General features: G+C 71.4%; 15 protein-coding genes. 11 read left to right on the top strand and 4 right to left on the bottom strand.

Annotated features, from left to right (window positions below; all coding sequences use genetic code 11):
- Positions 1 to 2: 2 nt before the first annotated feature.
- Together SRB17_RS31120 and dtd are read right to left on the bottom strand one after the other, a co-directional pair.
- Positions 3 to 773 carry a maleylpyruvate isomerase N-terminal domain-containing protein gene (locus SRB17_RS31120; protein WP_323376488.1) on the bottom strand — a complete coding sequence of 257 codons (771 nt, stop codon included), beginning with the start codon at positions 771 to 773 and terminating at the stop codon, positions 3 to 5.
- 55 nt (positions 774 to 828) lie between these two features.
- On the bottom strand, positions 829 to 1,254 hold the full coding sequence (gene dtd, locus SRB17_RS31115; RefSeq protein ID WP_153543433.1) for a D-aminoacyl-tRNA deacylase: 426 nt from the start codon (positions 1,252 to 1,254) through the stop codon (positions 829 to 831).
- A gap of 160 nt (positions 1,255 to 1,414) precedes the next feature.
- Here dtd and SRB17_RS31110 point away from each other — a divergent pair, with 160 nt between their 5' ends.
- The 3 genes from SRB17_RS31110 to SRB17_RS31100 all read left to right on the top strand — a co-directional run bounded on the left by SRB17_RS31110 (position 1,415) and on the right by SRB17_RS31100 (position 4,647).
- Positions 1,415 to 2,074: an aerial mycelium formation protein gene (locus SRB17_RS31110; protein ID WP_153543432.1), complete on the top strand. Its 660-nt coding sequence runs from the start codon at positions 1,415 to 1,417 to the stop codon at positions 2,072 to 2,074.
- Between the two features lie 115 nt (positions 2,075 to 2,189).
- On the top strand, positions 2,190 to 3,428 hold the full coding sequence (locus SRB17_RS31105; RefSeq protein WP_153543431.1) for a GNAT family N-acetyltransferase: 1,239 nt from the start codon (positions 2,190 to 2,192) through the stop codon (positions 3,426 to 3,428).
- A 304-nt stretch (positions 3,429 to 3,732) separates the two neighbouring features.
- Positions 3,733 to 4,647, top strand: a complete 915-nt coding sequence (locus SRB17_RS31100) for a winged helix-turn-helix domain-containing protein (protein ID WP_153543430.1) — start codon at positions 3,733 to 3,735, stop codon at positions 4,645 to 4,647.
- 12 nt (positions 4,648 to 4,659) lie between these two features.
- On the opposite strand, the gene SRB17_RS31095 is transcribed toward SRB17_RS31100, so the two are convergent.
- On the bottom strand, positions 4,660 to 4,827 hold the full coding sequence (locus SRB17_RS31095) for a hypothetical protein (protein ID WP_323376487.1): 168 nt from the start codon (positions 4,825 to 4,827) through the stop codon (positions 4,660 to 4,662).
- Positions 4,828 to 4,970: 143 nt separating this feature from the next.
- Here SRB17_RS31095 and SRB17_RS31090 point away from each other — a divergent pair, with 143 nt between their 5' ends.
- The 6 genes from SRB17_RS31090 to SRB17_RS31065 all read left to right on the top strand — a co-directional run bounded on the left by SRB17_RS31090 (position 4,971) and on the right by SRB17_RS31065 (position 13,235).
- Positions 4,971 to 5,852, top strand: coding sequence for a winged helix-turn-helix domain-containing protein (locus tag SRB17_RS31090; protein WP_153543428.1), 882 nt, complete (start codon positions 4,971 to 4,973; stop codon positions 5,850 to 5,852).
- Positions 5,852 to 6,601: an HAD family hydrolase gene (locus SRB17_RS31085; protein ID WP_323376486.1), complete on the top strand. Its 750-nt coding sequence runs from the start codon at positions 5,852 to 5,854 to the stop codon at positions 6,599 to 6,601. The genes SRB17_RS31090 and SRB17_RS31085 overlap by 1 nt, the downstream gene beginning before the upstream one ends.
- Before the next feature lie 339 nt (positions 6,602 to 6,940).
- Positions 6,941 to 7,828, top strand: a complete 888-nt coding sequence (locus tag SRB17_RS31080; RefSeq protein ID WP_323376485.1) for a winged helix-turn-helix domain-containing protein — start codon at positions 6,941 to 6,943, stop codon at positions 7,826 to 7,828.
- A gap of 324 nt (positions 7,829 to 8,152) precedes the next feature.
- Entirely contained in the window at positions 8,153 to 10,285 is a 2,133-nt protein-coding gene (locus SRB17_RS31075; RefSeq protein WP_416237101.1) for a phosphotransferase, read from the top strand.
- A 251-nt stretch (positions 10,286 to 10,536) separates the two neighbouring features.
- Positions 10,537 to 11,154 (top strand): TetR family transcriptional regulator, encoded by a 618-nt coding sequence (locus tag SRB17_RS31070; RefSeq protein ID WP_153543427.1) that lies wholly within the window; start codon positions 10,537 to 10,539, stop codon positions 11,152 to 11,154.
- Positions 11,155 to 11,204: 50 nt separating this feature from the next.
- A complete protein-coding gene (locus tag SRB17_RS31065) occupies positions 11,205 to 13,235 on the top strand; it encodes a HelD family protein (RefSeq protein WP_153543426.1) in 2,031 nt (676 codons plus the stop codon).
- Between the two features lie 40 nt (positions 13,236 to 13,275).
- On the opposite strand, the gene SRB17_RS31060 is transcribed toward SRB17_RS31065, so the two are convergent.
- Positions 13,276 to 15,645 (bottom strand): ATP-binding cassette domain-containing protein, encoded by a 2,370-nt coding sequence (locus tag SRB17_RS31060; protein ID WP_153543425.1) that lies wholly within the window; start codon positions 15,643 to 15,645, stop codon positions 13,276 to 13,278.
- A gap of 152 nt (positions 15,646 to 15,797) precedes the next feature.
- On the opposite strand from SRB17_RS31060, the gene SRB17_RS31055 reads away from it, so the two are divergent.
- Both SRB17_RS31055 and SRB17_RS31050 read left to right on the top strand, forming a co-directional pair.
- Positions 15,798 to 16,364 carry a carboxymuconolactone decarboxylase family protein gene (locus SRB17_RS31055; RefSeq protein ID WP_153543424.1) on the top strand — a complete coding sequence of 189 codons (567 nt, stop codon included), beginning with the start codon at positions 15,798 to 15,800 and terminating at the stop codon, positions 16,362 to 16,364.
- Positions 16,361 to 17,227 (top strand): RNA polymerase sigma-70 factor, encoded by an 867-nt coding sequence (locus SRB17_RS31050; RefSeq protein ID WP_153543423.1) that lies wholly within the window; start codon positions 16,361 to 16,363, stop codon positions 17,225 to 17,227. Before SRB17_RS31055 ends, SRB17_RS31050 begins: the two co-directional genes overlap by 4 nt.
- The last annotated feature ends 36 nt before the right edge of the window (positions 17,228 to 17,263 follow it).

The raw sequence follows: 17,263 nt of genomic DNA, 5'->3' as shown, positions 1-17,263 counted from the left end.
CATCAGTAGCCGCTCAGGAGAGCTCGCACACCCCGCAGGGCCTCCGGGCCGGCCTCGCTGTGCCAGCGTGTGGGGTCGCCGGGGCGCCGTCCCCACAGCAGCAGGACGCGGGTGGCCGCGTCGCTCTCGATCGTGGCGGGGCCCTCGGGGGCTGCGAACCGGATGCTGCTGCCGTCGGCGTCGGCGCTGACCACGATGTCGTCCGTGCCCGGGGTGCGCAGCCGGCCCTCGACCCGTCCGTCGGGTCCCAGATCCAGTCCGGCGCTGCCGCGTGCGAGCAACGGCCGGCCGACCGAGGCCACGCTGTGCTCGGTCATCCACGGCTCGTCGAGCGCCTGCACCGCCGTCCGGTCGTCGCCGGTCAGGTCCCAGCGGTGCAGGATCAGCTCCTCACGCATGTGCTCCGCGAAGAAGGGGACCGTCACGGTCCGGCCGGTCCACCTCACCTCCGTGTCCGGCGACAGATCCCGGGCGGCGGCCGCGGCGACCTCGGTGAGCCGTTCGCAGCGGTTCATGAACGTCGCCCAGAGCTCGGAGTCGGACATCCGCCGGAAGGGAGCCTCACGGTCGAAGCCCCTGGTCTCCACCGGTGTCCCCGCGAGGAACGCCTGCAGGACCCGGGCCAGTTCCTCCGCGTTGCCCGTCTGGTGGATCAGGACGTCCCGTACCGTCCACGCTTCGCACCACGTGCCGTCGTCGGGCCTTCGTGCCTGCACGGCGTGGACGAAGGGCGTGAGCTCCGGCAGGGTGTCGTCGACCTTGGTTGGAATCACGCGCCATGGGTATCCCGGCCGGGCCGTCGGCCAAACCAGCCGTCCCGGTGCCGGCTCAGACCTCGAGCAGCACCGTGAAGGGTCCGTCGTTCGTCAGCGACACCCGCATCCGGGCGCCGAAGCGGCCCGTGGCGACCGTCGCGCCCAGGGCCCGCAGCCGGGACACCACCTCGTCCACCAGCGGCTCGGCGACATCGCCGGGGGCGGCGGCGTTCCAGGTGGGCCGACGGCCCTTGCGCGCGTCGCCGTACAGCGTGAACTGGCTGATGACCAGCAGCGGGGCGTCGATGTCGCTGCACGATCTCTCGTCCTGCAGCATGCGGATCGACCAGAGCTTGCGGGCCAGCTGCGCCGCCTTCTCCTTGGTGTCCTCATGGGTCACCCCGACCAGGACGCACAGCCCCTCGCCCTCGATCGCGCCGACCGTCTCTCCGTCCACGACGACGCTCGCGCCGTCCACTCTCTGCACCACCGCACGCATGCGGACCATCATGCCGGGTGCCCGCTACGCGGTCACAGGGGGTCCAATATCGATCCCTTACCCCCCATCTGGGGCCGTTCGGGGGCACTCGGTCACATAGCGGCCAGTTGGGGTGGCACGATGCTTCCACACGCCGGTCGAGGGGACGGTCACAGGCACCATGAGCACACCGAGTACCAGTGGGCAGCTGGGGGCGCAGGGGACGTACCGGCCGCCCGCCCAGCGCGCCGACACTCCGCCGGCTACGGCGGCCTCGGCGCCCCCGTCCGCCGCGGCGGGCCCCGCGGAGCCTGGCGAAGGCTCTTCGAGCCGGGGAGAACCCCATCCGCCCGAGCTGGCCCGGCTGAGCCTGCCCGAGCTGCGCACGCTGCGCCGCGACGCCCAGCGCGACGAGGCGGACCTCAGCTATGTGCGGCGGCTGCTGCAGGGGCGGATCGACATCCTGCGCGCGGAGCTGTGCCGGCGTGGCCGCGCGTCCGTGCCGGCGCCCGCGGACGGCTCCATGGTCGACCGGCTCCCGGAGATCCTCAAGGACGCCCCGGCCCGGCACCGCTCCTCGGCCCGGCATGTCACGCTCGGCACCCCGCACAACGAGGAGTACCGGCAGCTGGCCGCCGAGATGCTCGGCGAGGTCGAACTGTCGGACCTGCAGGCGCGGACGGACCTGGAACTGTCCGCCGCGATGGGGCGGCTGGTGCGGTACGAGCAGGAGGTCTCCGGACGCCGTCAGCGCCTGCAGCGCACGGCCGACGACTGCAGCGCGGAGATCGCCCGCCGGTACCGGGTGGGTGAGGCACAGGTGGACGACCTGCTGCTCTGACGGGAACCGCGCGACAAGGGAAGAACGCGACGGGGAAAGGGCCGGGGAAAGGGACGGGGGAAAGGGACGGGGAAAAGGGGAGGACACCCGGCGGCCGCCCGCCTACCGTGGCCCCATGACCGACGTCCGGATCGTCACCGAGGCCGATTTCGAGGACTGGCAGCGTGCGCTGGCCACCGGGTTCACCCGGCCGCCGGCTCTGGCGCGCGAGCAACTCGACGCCCGACGGCGGCAGTTCGTACCGGGACGGTGGCTGGGTGCCGTGGACGGCCACCGGTGGGTGGCCACCTTCCGCTCCTTCGCCCAGGAACTGACCACGGTGGGCGGCGGCCTGGTCCCCGCGGATGCCATCTCCGGCGTCACCGTCAGCCCCACCCACCGCCGCCGCGGCCTGCTCACACAGATGATGAACCGGGACCTCGCGGCGGCGAAGGAGCGCGGTGACGTCGTCGCCACCCTGATCGCCGCCGAGTACCCGATCTACGGGCGCTACGGCTTCGGCCCGGCCACCTGGTCGACCCGGTGGACCGTCGCGGTGCCGCGCGCCGGCCTGGACCCGCGCTGGTCCGGCCCCGGGGACGGAGGCCGGATCGATCTGGTGGACGGCGAGGACGTGCGCAAGCTGGGTCCGGAGCTGTTCGAGCGGTTCCGCCGCGCCCAGCCCGGCGCGGTCAGCCGTGACGAGCTGTGGTGGCTGGTGCAGACGGGCGTGGTCCGCACCCACGCCGACTGGACCGAGCCGTTCTACGCCGTCCACCGCTCGGCCTCCGGCGAGGTCGAGGGTCTGGTGGCGTACACGTGCGACGAGGCGTGGGACGGCAAGCAGCCCGACCAGACCGCCACCGTGCGGGGGCTGATCGCGACCACCCCGGCCGCCGAGCGCGCCCTGTGGCACTACCTGTGTTCCATCGACTGGATCACGAAGGTCGAGAGCGACTTCCGTGGCCCCGACGACCTGCTGCCCCTTCACCTCCCCGATCCGCGCGCGGCCAGGATCGCCGAGCACGGGGACTGGCTGTGGGTGCGGATCCTGGACGTCGTACGGGCCCTGGAGGCGCGGACGTACGACGGGACGGGCACCCTTGTCCTGGAGGTCGTGGACGGTGCCGGCATGACGGGAGGGCGGTTCCGGCTGGAGGCCTCGCCGCAGGGGGCGTCCTGTGTGCCCGCGGGCGCCGGGAGCGCCGATCTGACGCTGGGCGTGGGCGAGTTGGCCTCGGTGTGGCTCGGCGGCGAGTCGTTGCTGCGGCTCGCGGCGCTCGGGCGGGTGCGGGAAGAACGAGAGGGCGCCGCCCGGAAGGCCGACGCCCTGTTCCGTTCGTCCGGGCGTCCTTGGTGCCCGGACATGTTCTGACCGCTCCCTTCTCCCGGCGACGTGCGGCTGTGCATCCGTAGCGAGCTGTTCAGTTGTGGCTGTGCATGCGGTGTTCAGTTGTGGCTGTGCGATGTCGTGTTCAGTTGTGACTGTGCGCTTCGGTGGCCGTCCCCTGCCCGGGCTCCCGGCTCCCCTCCGGAAGGGAGCCCGGTCGGCCAACCACTGGGAAGCTTGACCATGTCGTGCAAGTTGGCAGCCAACTTCACCGTACTTATGTCCACTAGGAAGCGGCTCATAACCAGCTGTCGATGAACTGCCGGAACTTGGCGGGAAGTTGTAGTGTTTGTACGTGGAACCGGAGCACGCCTCCGCCAGTGGACGGACGAGGTCACAGCGGCCCCACGCGTCCCATCGCGACATCGCCGACGCACTGCGCAGCCGGATCAGGGCCGGAGTGCTGCAGCCGGGTCAGCGCATGCCCACGCAGGCGGAGCTGGCCGTCGAGTTCGGCGTCGAGCGCGGGACCGTGCGCCAGGCCTTGCGCACCCTGCAGTCGGAGCGCCTGCTCACCAACGTTTCCCAAGGCAGCCCGGCCACCGTGGCGGCCGTACCCGGGCCGGCCAGGCTGCCGGCCGGGCAGGCTGCGCCGCCGCAGCCCACCATGGTCGGCCTCGCACCCCGGATAGCGAAGGCCTTCGCCGCCCCTCACGTGCGGATCGACGCGCTCTGCCTGACCTCGGTCTCGCTCACGCTGGCCGTCGGCGAGCCGTTGAGGCAGATCCACGCGGGACGGCTGAAACCGGCCAAGATCGACGTCCGGGTGCTGCTGCCCAGCCGTGACATCGACCTCGCCTTCCCGGCGGCGGTGGCCGCCGACGACCACGGTCTGCTGCACCGGCGCTGGCTGGCCCAGCGCAACGCCCAGGGCATGGTGCTGCGGCAGAACCTGCTGGCCCTGCTCACCACGCACGGGATCGACGTCCGGGTCTCCTTCCGCGCCCTGCCCTTCACCCCGCCGGTCAAGCTGTACCTGCTGGGCGACTCCGAGGCGCTCTTCGCGTACTACACGCTGAAGCGCCGCGAGCGGGAGATCGAGCACGAGCATCTGGAGCTGTACGACGCGGACGGCACGCGCTCGATGCTGTTCGCCTTCGAGCGGCGTGCCGGGGAGCGTGACGCCGCGTTCGTGAAGCAGTCGCGGCGGTGGTTCGACGCGCTGTGGGAGACGATCAGTACGGAGCTCCTGCTCAGCTCCTAGGGCGCGTGACGGTCACAGCGCCGGGCCCGCGAGGAGCACGGCGAGCAGGACGGCGCCGGCGGAGAGCGCCTTGTGACTCTTGGTCTCGATGCCGACGGAGATCAGAAGCAGGCCGACGGCGCCGGCGAGACCGTACTTCCACTGGACGAGCTGTTCGACGAGGAGAGCGAGGGCGGGCACGGCGGTTCCCCCTTCAGACGATTGGCCAACTTGGAAAACTTCCGAGAAGTTGGCAACCAACTCCATCTAAGTTGTCCCCACTTGGTCCGAGTTTATAAACAACTTCTCGGCAACTCCCCAAAGATGGATCAGAGTTGTAGCGTTTGGTCGTGACTCAGGAGCATGTGGCAGTGAACGGCAGCAGGCGGCTCACGCCTCAGGAGATCGCCGACACCCTGCGCGAACGGATCCGCACCGGTGCGCTGCAGCCCGGCGAGCGGCTGCCCACCCAGGCCGAGCTGGCCGGGGAGTTCGGCGTCGAGCGAGGTGCCGTACGCCAGGCGCTGCGGGTGCTCCAGGAGGACGGGCTGCTCGCCGACGTCAGCAAGGGCAGCCCGCCGCGGGTCGCCGAGCCGCGGACCGTGCGGGGGGAGCCCCAGCCGACCATGGTGGCGCTCGCGCCCCGGCTGACCGAGGCGTTCTCGGCGCCACACGTGCGCATCGACGCCGTCTGCCTGACCGCGCAGAGCCTGATCCCCGCGCTCGGCGAGCCGCTGCGCCTGGTCCACGAGGGCCGGCTGCACCCCGAGCGGATCGACGCCCGCATCCTGCTGCCGTCCCGGGACATCAACCTCGCCTTCCCGGTCTCCGTCGACGCCGGCAGCGAGGAGGAGGACGCCGTCCACCAGCGCTGGCTGGCCATGCGCAACGCCCAGGGCCAGGTGCTGCAGTACAACCTCCAGGCGCTGCGCGGCACCCACGACATCGACGTGCATGTCACCTTCCGGGCGCTGCCGTTCACCCCGCCGGTGAAGCTGTACCTGCTCAACGGGGTGGAGGCGCTGTTCGCGCACTACATGATCGCCAGGCGGGAGGAGCCCACCGAGAGCGGGACGCTGGAGATGTGGGACACCCTCGGCTCGGAGTCCCTGCTGTTCTCCTTCGAGCAGCGGGCCGGACAGCGGGACGCGGCGTTCGTGGAGCAATCGCAGAAGTGGTTCGACGCCCTCTGGGAAACCATCACCACGGACCTGACACTCTCCTAGTGACTTCTGATGCGACGCAGACTGACACGACGCAGACCGAACAGGCCGCGTACGAGACCGATCGGCTCCGGGATCTGATCGAAGGTGCCCGAGTGGTCCTATGGGACTTCGACGGGCCGATCTGCCGGCTGTTCGCGCTCCACAGGGCGGAACGGGTGGCGGCCGAGCTGGTGGACTGGCTGGCCGGGCGCGGGCTGCACGATCTGCTCAGCGACTCCGAGCGCGACTCGCTGGACCCCCATGTGGTGCTGCGCGCCGTGGACCGCCGGCGCCCCGGCAGCGACCTCGTGGCCGAGCTGGAGGAACGTCTCACCCAGGAGGAGCTGCGAGCCGCCGGCTCCGCGCTGCCCACCCCCTACGCCGACCCCCTGATACGCACCTGGACCGCGGTCGGCTCCCGCCTCGCCATCACCACCAACAACTCGCCCAGAGTGGTCCGCGCCTATCTGCAGGGCCGCGGTCTCACTCCCTGCTTCGCCCCGCACATCTACGGCCGCACGACCGCCCTGCACCTGCTCAAGCCCGACCCGCACTGCCTCAACCGGGCCCTGGCCGCGATGGGCTCCGCCCCCGCGGCGGCCCTGATGATCGGGGACTCGACCTCCGACCTCGCCGCCGCGAACGACGCCGGCGTGCCCTTTCTCGGCTACGCGCGTAACGAACGGAAGGGGAAGCTTTTGCGGGAGGCCGGAGCCGGGTTCGTCGTCGCGTCGCTGGAGCCGCTGCTGCGCCTGTTGCGCGGCCGATGACGGCGGGCCGCGCGGCGTCCGGAACCCCGGCCCGCGGCCGGCGCCGTGCGCGCCCGCGGATCCAGCCGGTCAGCGACACCACCAGGCCCGCGCCCCAGAAGACGAGCTGACTCAGGTCGTCGATCTGCACGTCGAACCCGAGCACATGGACCGTCATGACTTCCACCCCCTCGGGCCCCGGCAACCGGTCAACCCCTCAAGTCCGCACTGTTGACTGGTGAAGTTGACTGCTTGGGGCAGCATGCCCGGCCAACTAGATCCAGTAACCGGACAGTTGACCTGACTGCTTGCCTGACTGCCGCGGGTTTGCCGCTGGTCCGCGGGAGGTACGTACCGCGTGTGACGGTGGAGCGGAAGGACGAGACCGGCGGCCACGAGTTCCTCCGGGTCGCGGAGGAACTGCGGGCCCGGATGGCCGACGGCTTCTACCCGGTGGACACCCTGTTGCCCTCCCAGACCACCCTGGCGAAGGAGTTCGGGGTGTCCCGGGACACCGTGCAGCGGGCCCTGCGGGCGCTGCGCGGCGAGGGCTGGATCCAGTCCCGGCAGGGCAAGGGCTCATGGGTGGTGCGCAACCAGCGCATCCAGTCCTCGACGCCCCGGGCGAGCCGCTCCCGCCGTCAGCTGACCCTCGGCCCCCTGATCGCCGAGGCCTTCGAGCAGTCCGACGTCACCCTGGACATCTACACGTTGACGTCGGAGAGCCTGGACACCCACATCCACCTGCAGGCGGAGCGGATCCGCGCCGGGATCATCGCGCCCCAGCGGATCGCCCTGCGCCTGATCCTCCCGTCCGCGATCGACGCCCTGCCGTATCCGCGGGGCGTGGAGAGGAGGGACGACGAGCGGCTCAGGGAGCGGCTGCGGGGCATCGCCGAGACCCATATCACCTCCCTCGACAAGGTCCTCGGGGAGCTGCACCGGGAGAAGCTCGTCCCGTCGGTGTCGTACGAGTTCCGCCATGCCCCGTTCGCGCCGACGTTCAAGCTGTACGTGATCAACGGCTCCGAGGTGCTGCACGGCCCCTACATACCGCTCGTGAGGCCGGTGATGCTCGACGTCCACGAAGAGGTGCGGGCGGTGGACGTCCTGGGGCTCGGCGCGACCCTCACCCACCACGTCCGCGACGGCCGTACGGACTCGCCGGGCTCGACCTTCGTGGACGGGATGACGGCGTGGTTCGAGGCGGTGTGGGAGCTGCTGACGGACGAGTCCGCCGCGGTGTGAGCGCGGCCCCGCGATTCGGGGGGCCGGTCGAGCGGCGTGCTGTAGCATGCGCGCACCGCGTGAGCAACCGCTCCCGTTCGTACGTACCGGTCGGCAAACGTGCCGACCGGAAAAGGATCCGACGCGGACGAGCGCCGAACACACCCGTTGTGGCTACTCGACCACGGTTCCACTCGTGCGGACAGACGCCCGCGTTTACCGTTTGCCATACTTTCCACCAGCGCGAGTATTTCGGAGCGGCCAGTGGGCGCACCTCCCGTTCCCCACCTCTTTCGTGGGGAACGCGCCGAACCCGGCGCAGCGCATGCGCCGTACGAAAGATTCGTGGGCCTCGCCACGCGTCAGGGCGAGATGAGCAGCGGCCACCACAACGACAACTACCGGATGCCGCTCCCGCCGCCCATGGCCCAGCTCCTGGGCCGCGACGCCGGCACCTCGGTGACCGTGCGGATCCGGCGGGCCGAGGCGTTGCCGGTGGTGATCAGGACCTGGCACAACGAGGCGGAGATCCTCCGGGCGGTCAAGAGCGTCCTGCCGCACGTGCCCGAGTGCCTCGCGGAGGGGGACGGGTTCGCCATCCACGGCTATGTGGAGGGCGTACCGCTCTCCAGCGTGTGCGGCAACGGCAAACCCGTGGACGCGCTGCTGATCAAGGCCCTCGCCGGGCTGCTCGCCCAGATGGCCCAGGTGCGCCGGGGCGCGCTGCCGCCGCTGCCGGCCGGCTGGCCCAGCAACGACCAGGACAGCCAGGGCTTTCTGCAGACGCTGGCGCACCGTGCCGACCAGCAGATCCGCCGGCCCAACTGGAGGGCGTTCGGCGGTCTGTTCGCGGCGCTGGGCATCCCGGAGGACGCGCTCGTCCGGCTGGCCGAGCGGGTGCCGCCGATGGCGCGCCGGCCGTACAGCCTGCTCCACGCCGACCTGCACCGCGACAACCTGATCGTGACCTACGCCGGGGACCCCCCGCTGATCTGCGTCGACTGGGAACTGGCGACGTACGGCGACCCCCTGCACGACCTGGCGACCCATCTGGTGCGCATGCGGTACCCGAGGCATCAGTGGTCCGAGGTGATCGACGCCTGGGCCGAGGCCATGCAGCGGATCCGCCCGGGGGCGGTCAACGGGCTGGCCAAGGACCTGCGCCACTACATCGCCTTCGAGCAGGCCCAGTCGGTGTACCCGGACGTCATGCGCGCCGCGATCTCCCTGGACGAGACGTTCGACCAGAAGGGGCTGGACCACGCCACGGGGCGGGTGCGCCGTGCCCTGGAGGCGGCCCGGGCGCCGCTGAACCTGCGCAGTCTGCCCAGCGAGGCGGAGATCGAGCGGGTCCTGTTCCGCTGGCGCATTTCGCGCGGAAAGGCGCGCAAGGGTCTCTTCTCCACCTTTGTCTCCCCGTCCTGGAACCCGGACCGAAGAGTGCCCGAGCACCGGGATTTCCCCTACTCGGCGGTGCATGCGGCGCTGCATGCGGAAGGTGCCGCTCCGGCCGACCGGGTGTTCAAGGGAACGGCCCATCTGAATTCCGTGGTGCGGGTCCCCGGTATCGCATTCCCGGTCGTGGTGCGGCGGAAAGTGGCGAAGGTCTGCCGGCGCGAACGCAGCTTTCTCAGCGAGCACGCGGTTTTGCGGGCCATCGAGGATTCCGGGGTGCCGGTGGCGGCACCGAGGATTCTCGCGCTGGGCGAGAGCTATCCCGGGAAATTCCGGAAGGACAGTTTCGCCGTCCACACCTACGAGGGGCCCTTCGACACCGAGCGGCCGCCCGAGCATCCGGTGCACGGGCTGCTCCCGTACGAGGCGGACCGGCTCGTCGACCAGCTCTGCGCGCTGAAGGGCGTGGACTACACGAAGCTCGACCCCGCGGCCGGCGAGCGGGACTTCCGTTTCTACGGCTGGCTGGCGGAGCAACTCGTGGCCCTGGTCAGGGGGCTGCCCAAGGAGTCCCAGCACCTGGCCCGGCTCCTCGGCCTGCCCGAGGCCGACCGGCTCCGGCAGATACTGGCCCGGCACGACGTGAGCCACCGCAAGCCGATCCTGTTGCACGGCGACCTGAATCCGTGGAACCTCGTACGCCGCGACGACCACCTGGCGCTGACCCTCATCGACTGGGAGCTGGCGGCCGTGGGCGATCCCCTGTACGACCTGGTCAGGCACATGCACCTGACGCCGACCCGGCCGGAGATCCGGGACCGGATGTTCCGGCGCTGGGAGTCCCTGATGCCCGCGGAGTACACCCGCGACTGGCGGCAGGACTGGCGGGTCTACCGGTGGATCGAGATCGTCCGCTCGGCCTATGTGGACCTCGACCGGCTGGTCACCGGCGCCAGTCTGGACGCGCCCAACGTCCGCCGCGCCGTGGACTCGTACGCCATGACCCTGGCAGCCGCCAAGGGTTCCCTGGGGCTGCCCGCCCGGCCGACGGCGAACCCGTATCTTGCTCGTGCCCTGGCCTAGGCCCTGTCGTCAAACTCCCGCCTGCCCCGCGACGCCATGCACGCACTCTCGCCGCACCGGACCCAGGCCCAAGTACATCCAGTACGAGGGCCAGGGTCCGGCACGCCGAGAGCACGCACCTGACGCCGCAGGGCCCGCCCTTCGGGCGGACGGCTGGAGTTTGACGACAGGGCCTAGGGGTCCCCTGACGGGACCGACCTCAAGGGCTCCGACGTGCGCCGGGCACCGCCGCGGTGCGTAGGCTCGGCGGCATGGGTGAGGAGATCGGCCTGCGTGAGCGCAAGAAGCGGCGGATGTACCAGGACGTGTCGGACATCGCCGTGCGGCTGTTCCTGGAGCGGGGCTTCGACGCGGTGTCCGTGGCCGAGGTCGCGGCGGCGGCCGGGATCTCCAAGCCGACGCTCTTCCGGTACTTCCCGGCGAAGGAGGACCTGGTCCTGCACCGGATCGCCGACCACGAGGCGGAGGCCGCGCGGGTGGTCGCCGGGGCGGCGGACCCGGTGGACGCGCTGCGCCGGCACTTCCTGGCCGGTCTCGAGCGGCGGGACCCGGTCACCGGGCTGAACGACCATCCCCAGGTGCTCGCCTTCCACACCCTGCTCTACGGCACCCCGGCCCTGGTGGCGCGGGCGCACACCCATCTGGAGCGGTCGGAGGCGGCCCTCGCCGAGGCGCTCGGGGGCGGGCTGGACGCGCGGCTGGCCGCCGGGCAGATCATCGCCGTACAGCGGATCCTCGCCCAGGAGAACTGGCGGCGGGTCGCGGCGGGGGAGCGGGTGGAGGAGGTGGCGCCGGACGCCGTACGGGCGGCCGAGCTGGCGTTCCGGCGGCTGGGGGAGGGGTTGCCGGAGCTGAGACGTGATCAATGAGACTCGGTTAAAAATGTAACCGGGTAACGCCGTGGCGGTACGCTGGCGTCATGACGTCACTCGACCCCGCCCTCACCGACACCCTGCACAGCGAGCGCGCCTACCACGACACGTGCCGTGCCGCCCTCGCCGCGATGGTCGAGGGCGCCGCCGAACAGGTCGTCATCGGCGAGGACGTCTCCGCCTCCGGAGCCGACGCCGAGGTCCTCGGCCACCGGTTGCGCAGCCAGGCCAAGGCGCTGCGCGAACTCCCGCCGGGCCCGCTGTTCTTCGGCCGCCTGGACTTCGCCGGCACCGACCCCGAACACGGCGGGCAGAACTACCACGTCGGCCGGCTCCGGATCACCGAGGACCCGGCCGCCCCGCCCCTCGTGGCCGACTGGCGGGCCCCCGTCTCCCGCGCCTTCTACCAGGCGAGCGCCCGCGACCCGAGGGGCGTCGAGGTACGGCGCCGGTTCGGCTGGGCGCCGGGCAGCCGGGGCGAGTCCGCCGACCTCACCGGTCTCGAGGACGAGCACCTCGGCCGGGGCGCGTCCCGGACCAGCGACATCCTCGCCCGTGAGATCGAGCGGCCCCGCGTCGGACCCATGCGGGACATCGCCGCCACCATCCAGCCCGAACAGGACGACCTGGTCCGCGCCGCCCTCGCCGACTCGGTGTGCGTCCAGGGCGCGCCCGGCACCGGCAAGACGGCGGTGGGCCTGCACCGCGCCGCGTACCTGCTGTACACCCACCCCAAGCGGCTCCAGCGCGCCGGACTGCTGATCCTCGGCCCCAACCGCACGTTCCTGCACTACATCGCCGAGGTGCTGCCCTCGCTCGGCGAGACCGGCGTGCGACAGTCGACCCTCCTGGAGGAGATCGCCCGGCACCCGGTCACCGGCACCGACCCGGCGGACACGGCGGCGCTCAAACACGACGCCCGGATGGCCGAGGTGCTGCGCCGGGCGCTGTACGGCAGGGTCACCACCGCCGGCGTGACCGACCTCGCCGTGCAGGACGGCTCCGGTCGGTGGCGGGTGCCCGCCGCTGAACTGACCGCCGTCGTCGAGGCGGTCCGCAGCGAGGAGCCGCCGTACGCGATCGGCCGCGAGCGGGTTCGTACCCGGGTGGTACGGCGGCTGCGCGAGCGGGCCGAACGGCGCTCCGGGGTCCTGCCCGCCTCCTGGGTGCGCCGCGTCGAACGGGCCCGGCCGGTCACCGAACACCTCGACCTGGTCTGGCCCAAGGTCCGCCCCGAGGAGGTGCTGGCGCAACTCCTCGCCGATCCAAGGGAGTTGTCAAGGTGGGCCGGCGGTCTGCTGGACCCGGACGAGCAGGCGGCGCTCCTGTGGCCCCGCCCGCCGCGCTCGTACAAGTCGGCCCGCTGGTCGGCCGCCGACCTGGTACTGCTGGACGAGCTCTCCGGACTGATCGAACACCCCGAGGGCTGCGGTCACATCGTCGTCGACGAGGCACAGGACCTCTCGCCCATGGAGTGCCGGGCCATCGCCCGCCGCGCCGCCTTCGGTTCGCTGACCGTCCTCGGCGACCTCGCCCAGGGCACCACCCCGTGGGCCGCCCGCGACTGGTCCGTCCAGCTGCGCCACCTCGGCCGGCCGGACGCGGCCGTGGTCCCGCTGACCATCGGTTTCCGGGTGCCGGCGGCCGTCGTGGCGCTGGCCAACCGCCTGCTGCCCCGGCTGGACGTGTCGGTACCCGCGGCACATTCCCTCCGCACGGACGGCGAGTTGAGGATGCGCCCGACCGACGACGTGCCGGCCACGACCGTGACCGCGGTGCGCGAGGCGCTCGCCCACGAGGGCTCGGTGGGCGTCGTCGCCGCCGACGCGGACGTGGACGCCGTGCGGGCGGCGCTCACGGCAGCCGGCCTGGACCCGGCGGGTCCGGACGCACTGGGCGCCCGCGTGACACTCGTCCCCGCGACCCTGGCCAAGGGCCTGGAGTACGACCATGTCGTGGCCGTGGAACCGGCGGCCGTGGCGGAAGCGGAGGAGCGGGGCGCGCACCGGCTGTACTCCGTACTGACCAGGGCGGTATCCCGCCTGGACGTGGTCCACGCCCGCCCGCTGCCGTTCTGACGGGCCTCAGCTCAACGGCGCTTGGCTCCTCGCCGTCTCCTCACGCGCCGACATACGCCGCCAGGTGCTCCCCCGTAAGCGTCGAGCGCGCGGCGACCAGGTCGGACGGGGTGCCCTCGAAGACGACGCGGCCGCCGTCGTGGCCGGCGCCGGGGCCGAGGTCGATGATCCAGTCGGCGTGGGCCATGACCGCCTGGTGGTGTTCCACGACGATCACCGACTTGCCGGAGTCGACCAGGCGGTCCAGGAGGGCGAGGAGCTGTTCCACGTCGGCCAGGTGGAGACCGGTGGTCGGCTCGTCGAGGATGTAGATCCCGCCCTTGTCGGCCATGTGCGTCGCCAGCTTCAGACGCTGGCGTTCGCCGCCGGAGAGGGTGGTGAGCGGCTGGCCGAGGGTGAGGTAGCCGAGGCCCACGTCGGACATGCGCTCCAGGATCTTGTGCGCGGCCGGCGTGCGCGCCTCGCCCGAGGCGAAGAACTCCTCCGCCTCGGTCACCGACATCGCCAGCACCTCCGCGATGTCCCGCCCGCCGAAGGTGTACTCCAGCACCGAGGCCTGGAAGCGTTTGCCCTCGCACTCCTCGCACGTCGTGGCGACACCGGCCATCATCGCCAGGTCCGTGTAGATGACACCGGCGCCGTTGCAGGTGGGGCAGGCGCCCTCGGAGTTCGCGCTGAACAGCGCCGGCTTCACCCCGTTGGCCTTGGCGAACGCCTTCCGGATCGGCTCCAGCAGCCCGGTGTACGTCGCCGGGTTGCTGCGGCGCGAGCCGCGGATCGGGGTCTGGTCGACGGACACGACCTCCGCGCCCCGCGGCATCGAGCCGTGCACCAGCGAGCTCTTGCCGGAGCCGGCCACCCCCGTGACGACGCAGAGCACGCCCAGCGGGACGTCGACGTCGACGTTCTGGAGGTTGTGCGTGGCCGCACCCCTGATCTCCAGGGCGCCCGTCGGCTTGCGCACCGTGTCCTTGACCGCCGCCCGGTCGTCCAGGTGCCGGCCGGTCAGGGTGCCGCTGGCCCGCAGGCCCGCCACCGTGCCCTCGAAACAGACCGTGCCGCCCCCCGTACCGGCGCCGGGGCCGAGGTCGACGACATGGTCGGCGACCGCGATCGCCTCCGGCTTGTGCTCGACGACCAGCACGGTGTTGCCCTTGTCGCGCAGGCGCAGCAGCAGCTCGTTCATCCGCTGGATGTCGTGCGGGTGCAGTCCGATGGTCGGCTCGTCGAAGACGTACGTCACGTCGGTGAGGGACGAGCCCAGGTGGCGGATCATCTTCACGCGCTGGGCCTCGCCGCCCGACAGCGTGCCCGCCGGCCGGTCGAGCGAGAGATAGCCGAGGCCGATCTCCACGAACGAGTCCAGGGTGTGCCGCAGGGAGGCCAGGAGCGGGGCCACCGTCGGCTCGGCGAGCCCCCCTACCCAGTCGGCCAGGTCGCTGATCTGCATCGCGCACGCGTCGGCGATGCTGACGCCGTCGATCTTCGAGGACCGGGCCGCCTCGGTGAGCCGGGTACCCGCGCACTCGGGGCAGACCGTGAAGGTGACCGCACGGTCCACGAACGCCCGGATGTGCGGCTGCATGCCCTCCTTGTCCTTGGCGAGCATCGACTTCTGGATGCGCGGGATCAGACCCTCGTAGGTCATGTTGATGCCCGCGATCTTCATCCGGGTCGGTTCCTTGTACAGGAAGTCCTGCAGCTCCCGCTTGGTGAACTTGCGGATCGGCTTGTCCGGGTCGTACAGGCCGGACTCGGTGTAGAGGCGGTAGTTCCAGCCGCCCGTCTTGTAGCCGGGAATGGTGAGCGCACCCTCGTTGAGGGAGAGGGAGTCGTCGTAGAGCTGGGTGAGGTCGAGGTCGGTGACCGCGCCCCGGCCCTCGCAGCGCGGGCACATGCCGCCGGTGATGCTGAAGCTTCGCCGCTCCTTCACCTGCTGTCCGCCGCGCTCCACGGTGACCGCACCGGCACCGCTGATGGAGGCGACGTTGAAGGAGTACGCCTTGGGCGAGCCGATGTGCGGCTTGCCGAGCCGGCTGAACAGGATGCGCAGCATGGCGTTGGCGTCGGTGGCGGTGCCGACGGTGGAGCGGGGGTCGGCGCCCATCCGCTGCTGGTCGACGATGATCGCGGTGGTGATTCCGTCGAGGACGTCGACCTCGGGGCGCGCCAGCGTCGGCATGAAGCCCTGCACGAACGCGCTGTACGTCTCGTTGATCAGGCGCTGCGACTCCGCGGCGATCGTGTCGAACACGAGTGAGCTCTTGCCGGAGCCGGACACGCCGGTGAACACGGTCAGCCGGCGCTTGGGCAGCTCCACGCTGACGTCCTTGAGGTTGTTCTCCCGGGCGCCGTGCACACGGATCAGGTCGTGGCTGTCGGCTGCGTGCGGTGCGGTGGCGTCGTCCATGGCGGTCACGGTAGCGGGGACGGCGCGGCCGGCGCTTCTCGAATCCTGACGAACCCGACGAGCCGGGTGTCACATCCCGGAGCCCGGCGGTGTCTTCATGGCGAACCGGCACGCACATGAGCCGTATGGATGAGTCGCATGAGGAGGACACCATGACGCTCCGCGTCCCGAGGGCCGAGCTCGGCCCCGAGATGACCGAGGTCCTGACCGAGCAGTTCGGCAAGGTGCCCGAACCCCTCCAGGCCACGTGGCACAACCCCCGGGTCGTCGAGGCGGGCCAGGAGATGGGGGCCCGGGTGAACGCGTGGGACGTGGCCGACGAGAACCTGAAGTCGTTCGCGCACATGGCCGTCGCCGCACTGGTCGGCTGCGGCTGGTGCCTCGACATCAACTACTTCCAGGCGCAGAACAAGAACCTGGACCTGGCCAAGGCCAGCCAGGTGCCGCGCTGGCGGGAGTCGGACGTCTTCACCCCGCTGGAGCGGGACGTGATGGAGTACGCCGAGGCGATGTCGGTCACGCCGCCGACCGTCACCGACGAGCTGTCCGCGCGCCTGCTCGACCGGCTGGGCGCGGCGGCGCTGGTCGAGATCACCGCGTCGATCGCCTTCGCCAACTTCGCGACCAGGAACAACACGGCGCTCGGGGTCAGGTCCCAGGGCTTCTCGGACGCCTGCGAGATCCCCCTGGCCGCACGTCCACAGACGTCGGTTTCATGACCGAGGACCCCTTCCTCACCCACCGCAGCCTGCTCTTCACGGTCGCCTACGAGATGCTCGGCTCGGCGGCCGACGCCGAGGACGTGCTGCAGGAGTCCTGGCTGCGGTGGGCCGAGGCCGACCGGGCGCAGGTCCGCGACCCGCGGGCGTACCTGGTCCGGATCGTCACCCGGCAGGCGCTCAACCGGTTGCGCACCCTGTCGCGCAGCCGCGAGGAGTACGTCGGCGAGTGGCTGCCGGAACCGCTGCTGACCAGCCCGGACGTCGCCGAGGACGTCGAACTCGCGGAGAGCGTGTCGATCGCGATGCTGACGGTCCTCGAAACCCTCGGGCCGACCGAGCGGGCGGTGTTCGTGCTGCGCGAGGTCTTCGAGCTGCCGTACGGGGAGATCGGCGAGGCGGTCGGGAAGACGGCGGCCACGGTGCGGCAGATCGCGCGGCGCGCCCGCGAGCACGTGGCGGCCCGACGGCCGCGCATGCGGGTGAGCCGCTCCGAGCAGCGGGCCGTGGTGGACCGTTTCCTGGCCGCACTGCGCACCGGGCAGCTGGCCGAGCTGCTGGAGATCATGGCCCCGGACGTGGTCATGGTCACCGACGGGGGCGGGGTGGTGCCGGCCGCCGCGACGCCGTTCCACGGAGCCGCCGTGGTCGCGAAGGTGCTGGCGCGTGCACACCGGCTGGTGGACACGCTGGAGACGACGGCGGTGTGGCTCAACGGCGCCCCGGCCGGCCGCGTCGACTTCGACGGCGCGCCGAGCGCGGTGAGCCTCACGGTGGAGGACGGCCGGATCACCCGTATCCACGTGGTGCGCAACCCCCACAAGCTGACCCGCCTGAACGAGACGGCCGAGCTGGCCCGGTAGCCGTCCGTCGTCCGGGTCGATCCCCCTCGTCCGTTC

It is taken from the genome of Streptomyces sp. RB17 (assembly GCF_009604455.1).
Lineage (GTDB): Bacteria > Actinomycetota > Actinomycetes > Streptomycetales > Streptomycetaceae > Streptomyces.
This window is presented reverse-complemented; position numbering and strand designations above follow the sequence as displayed.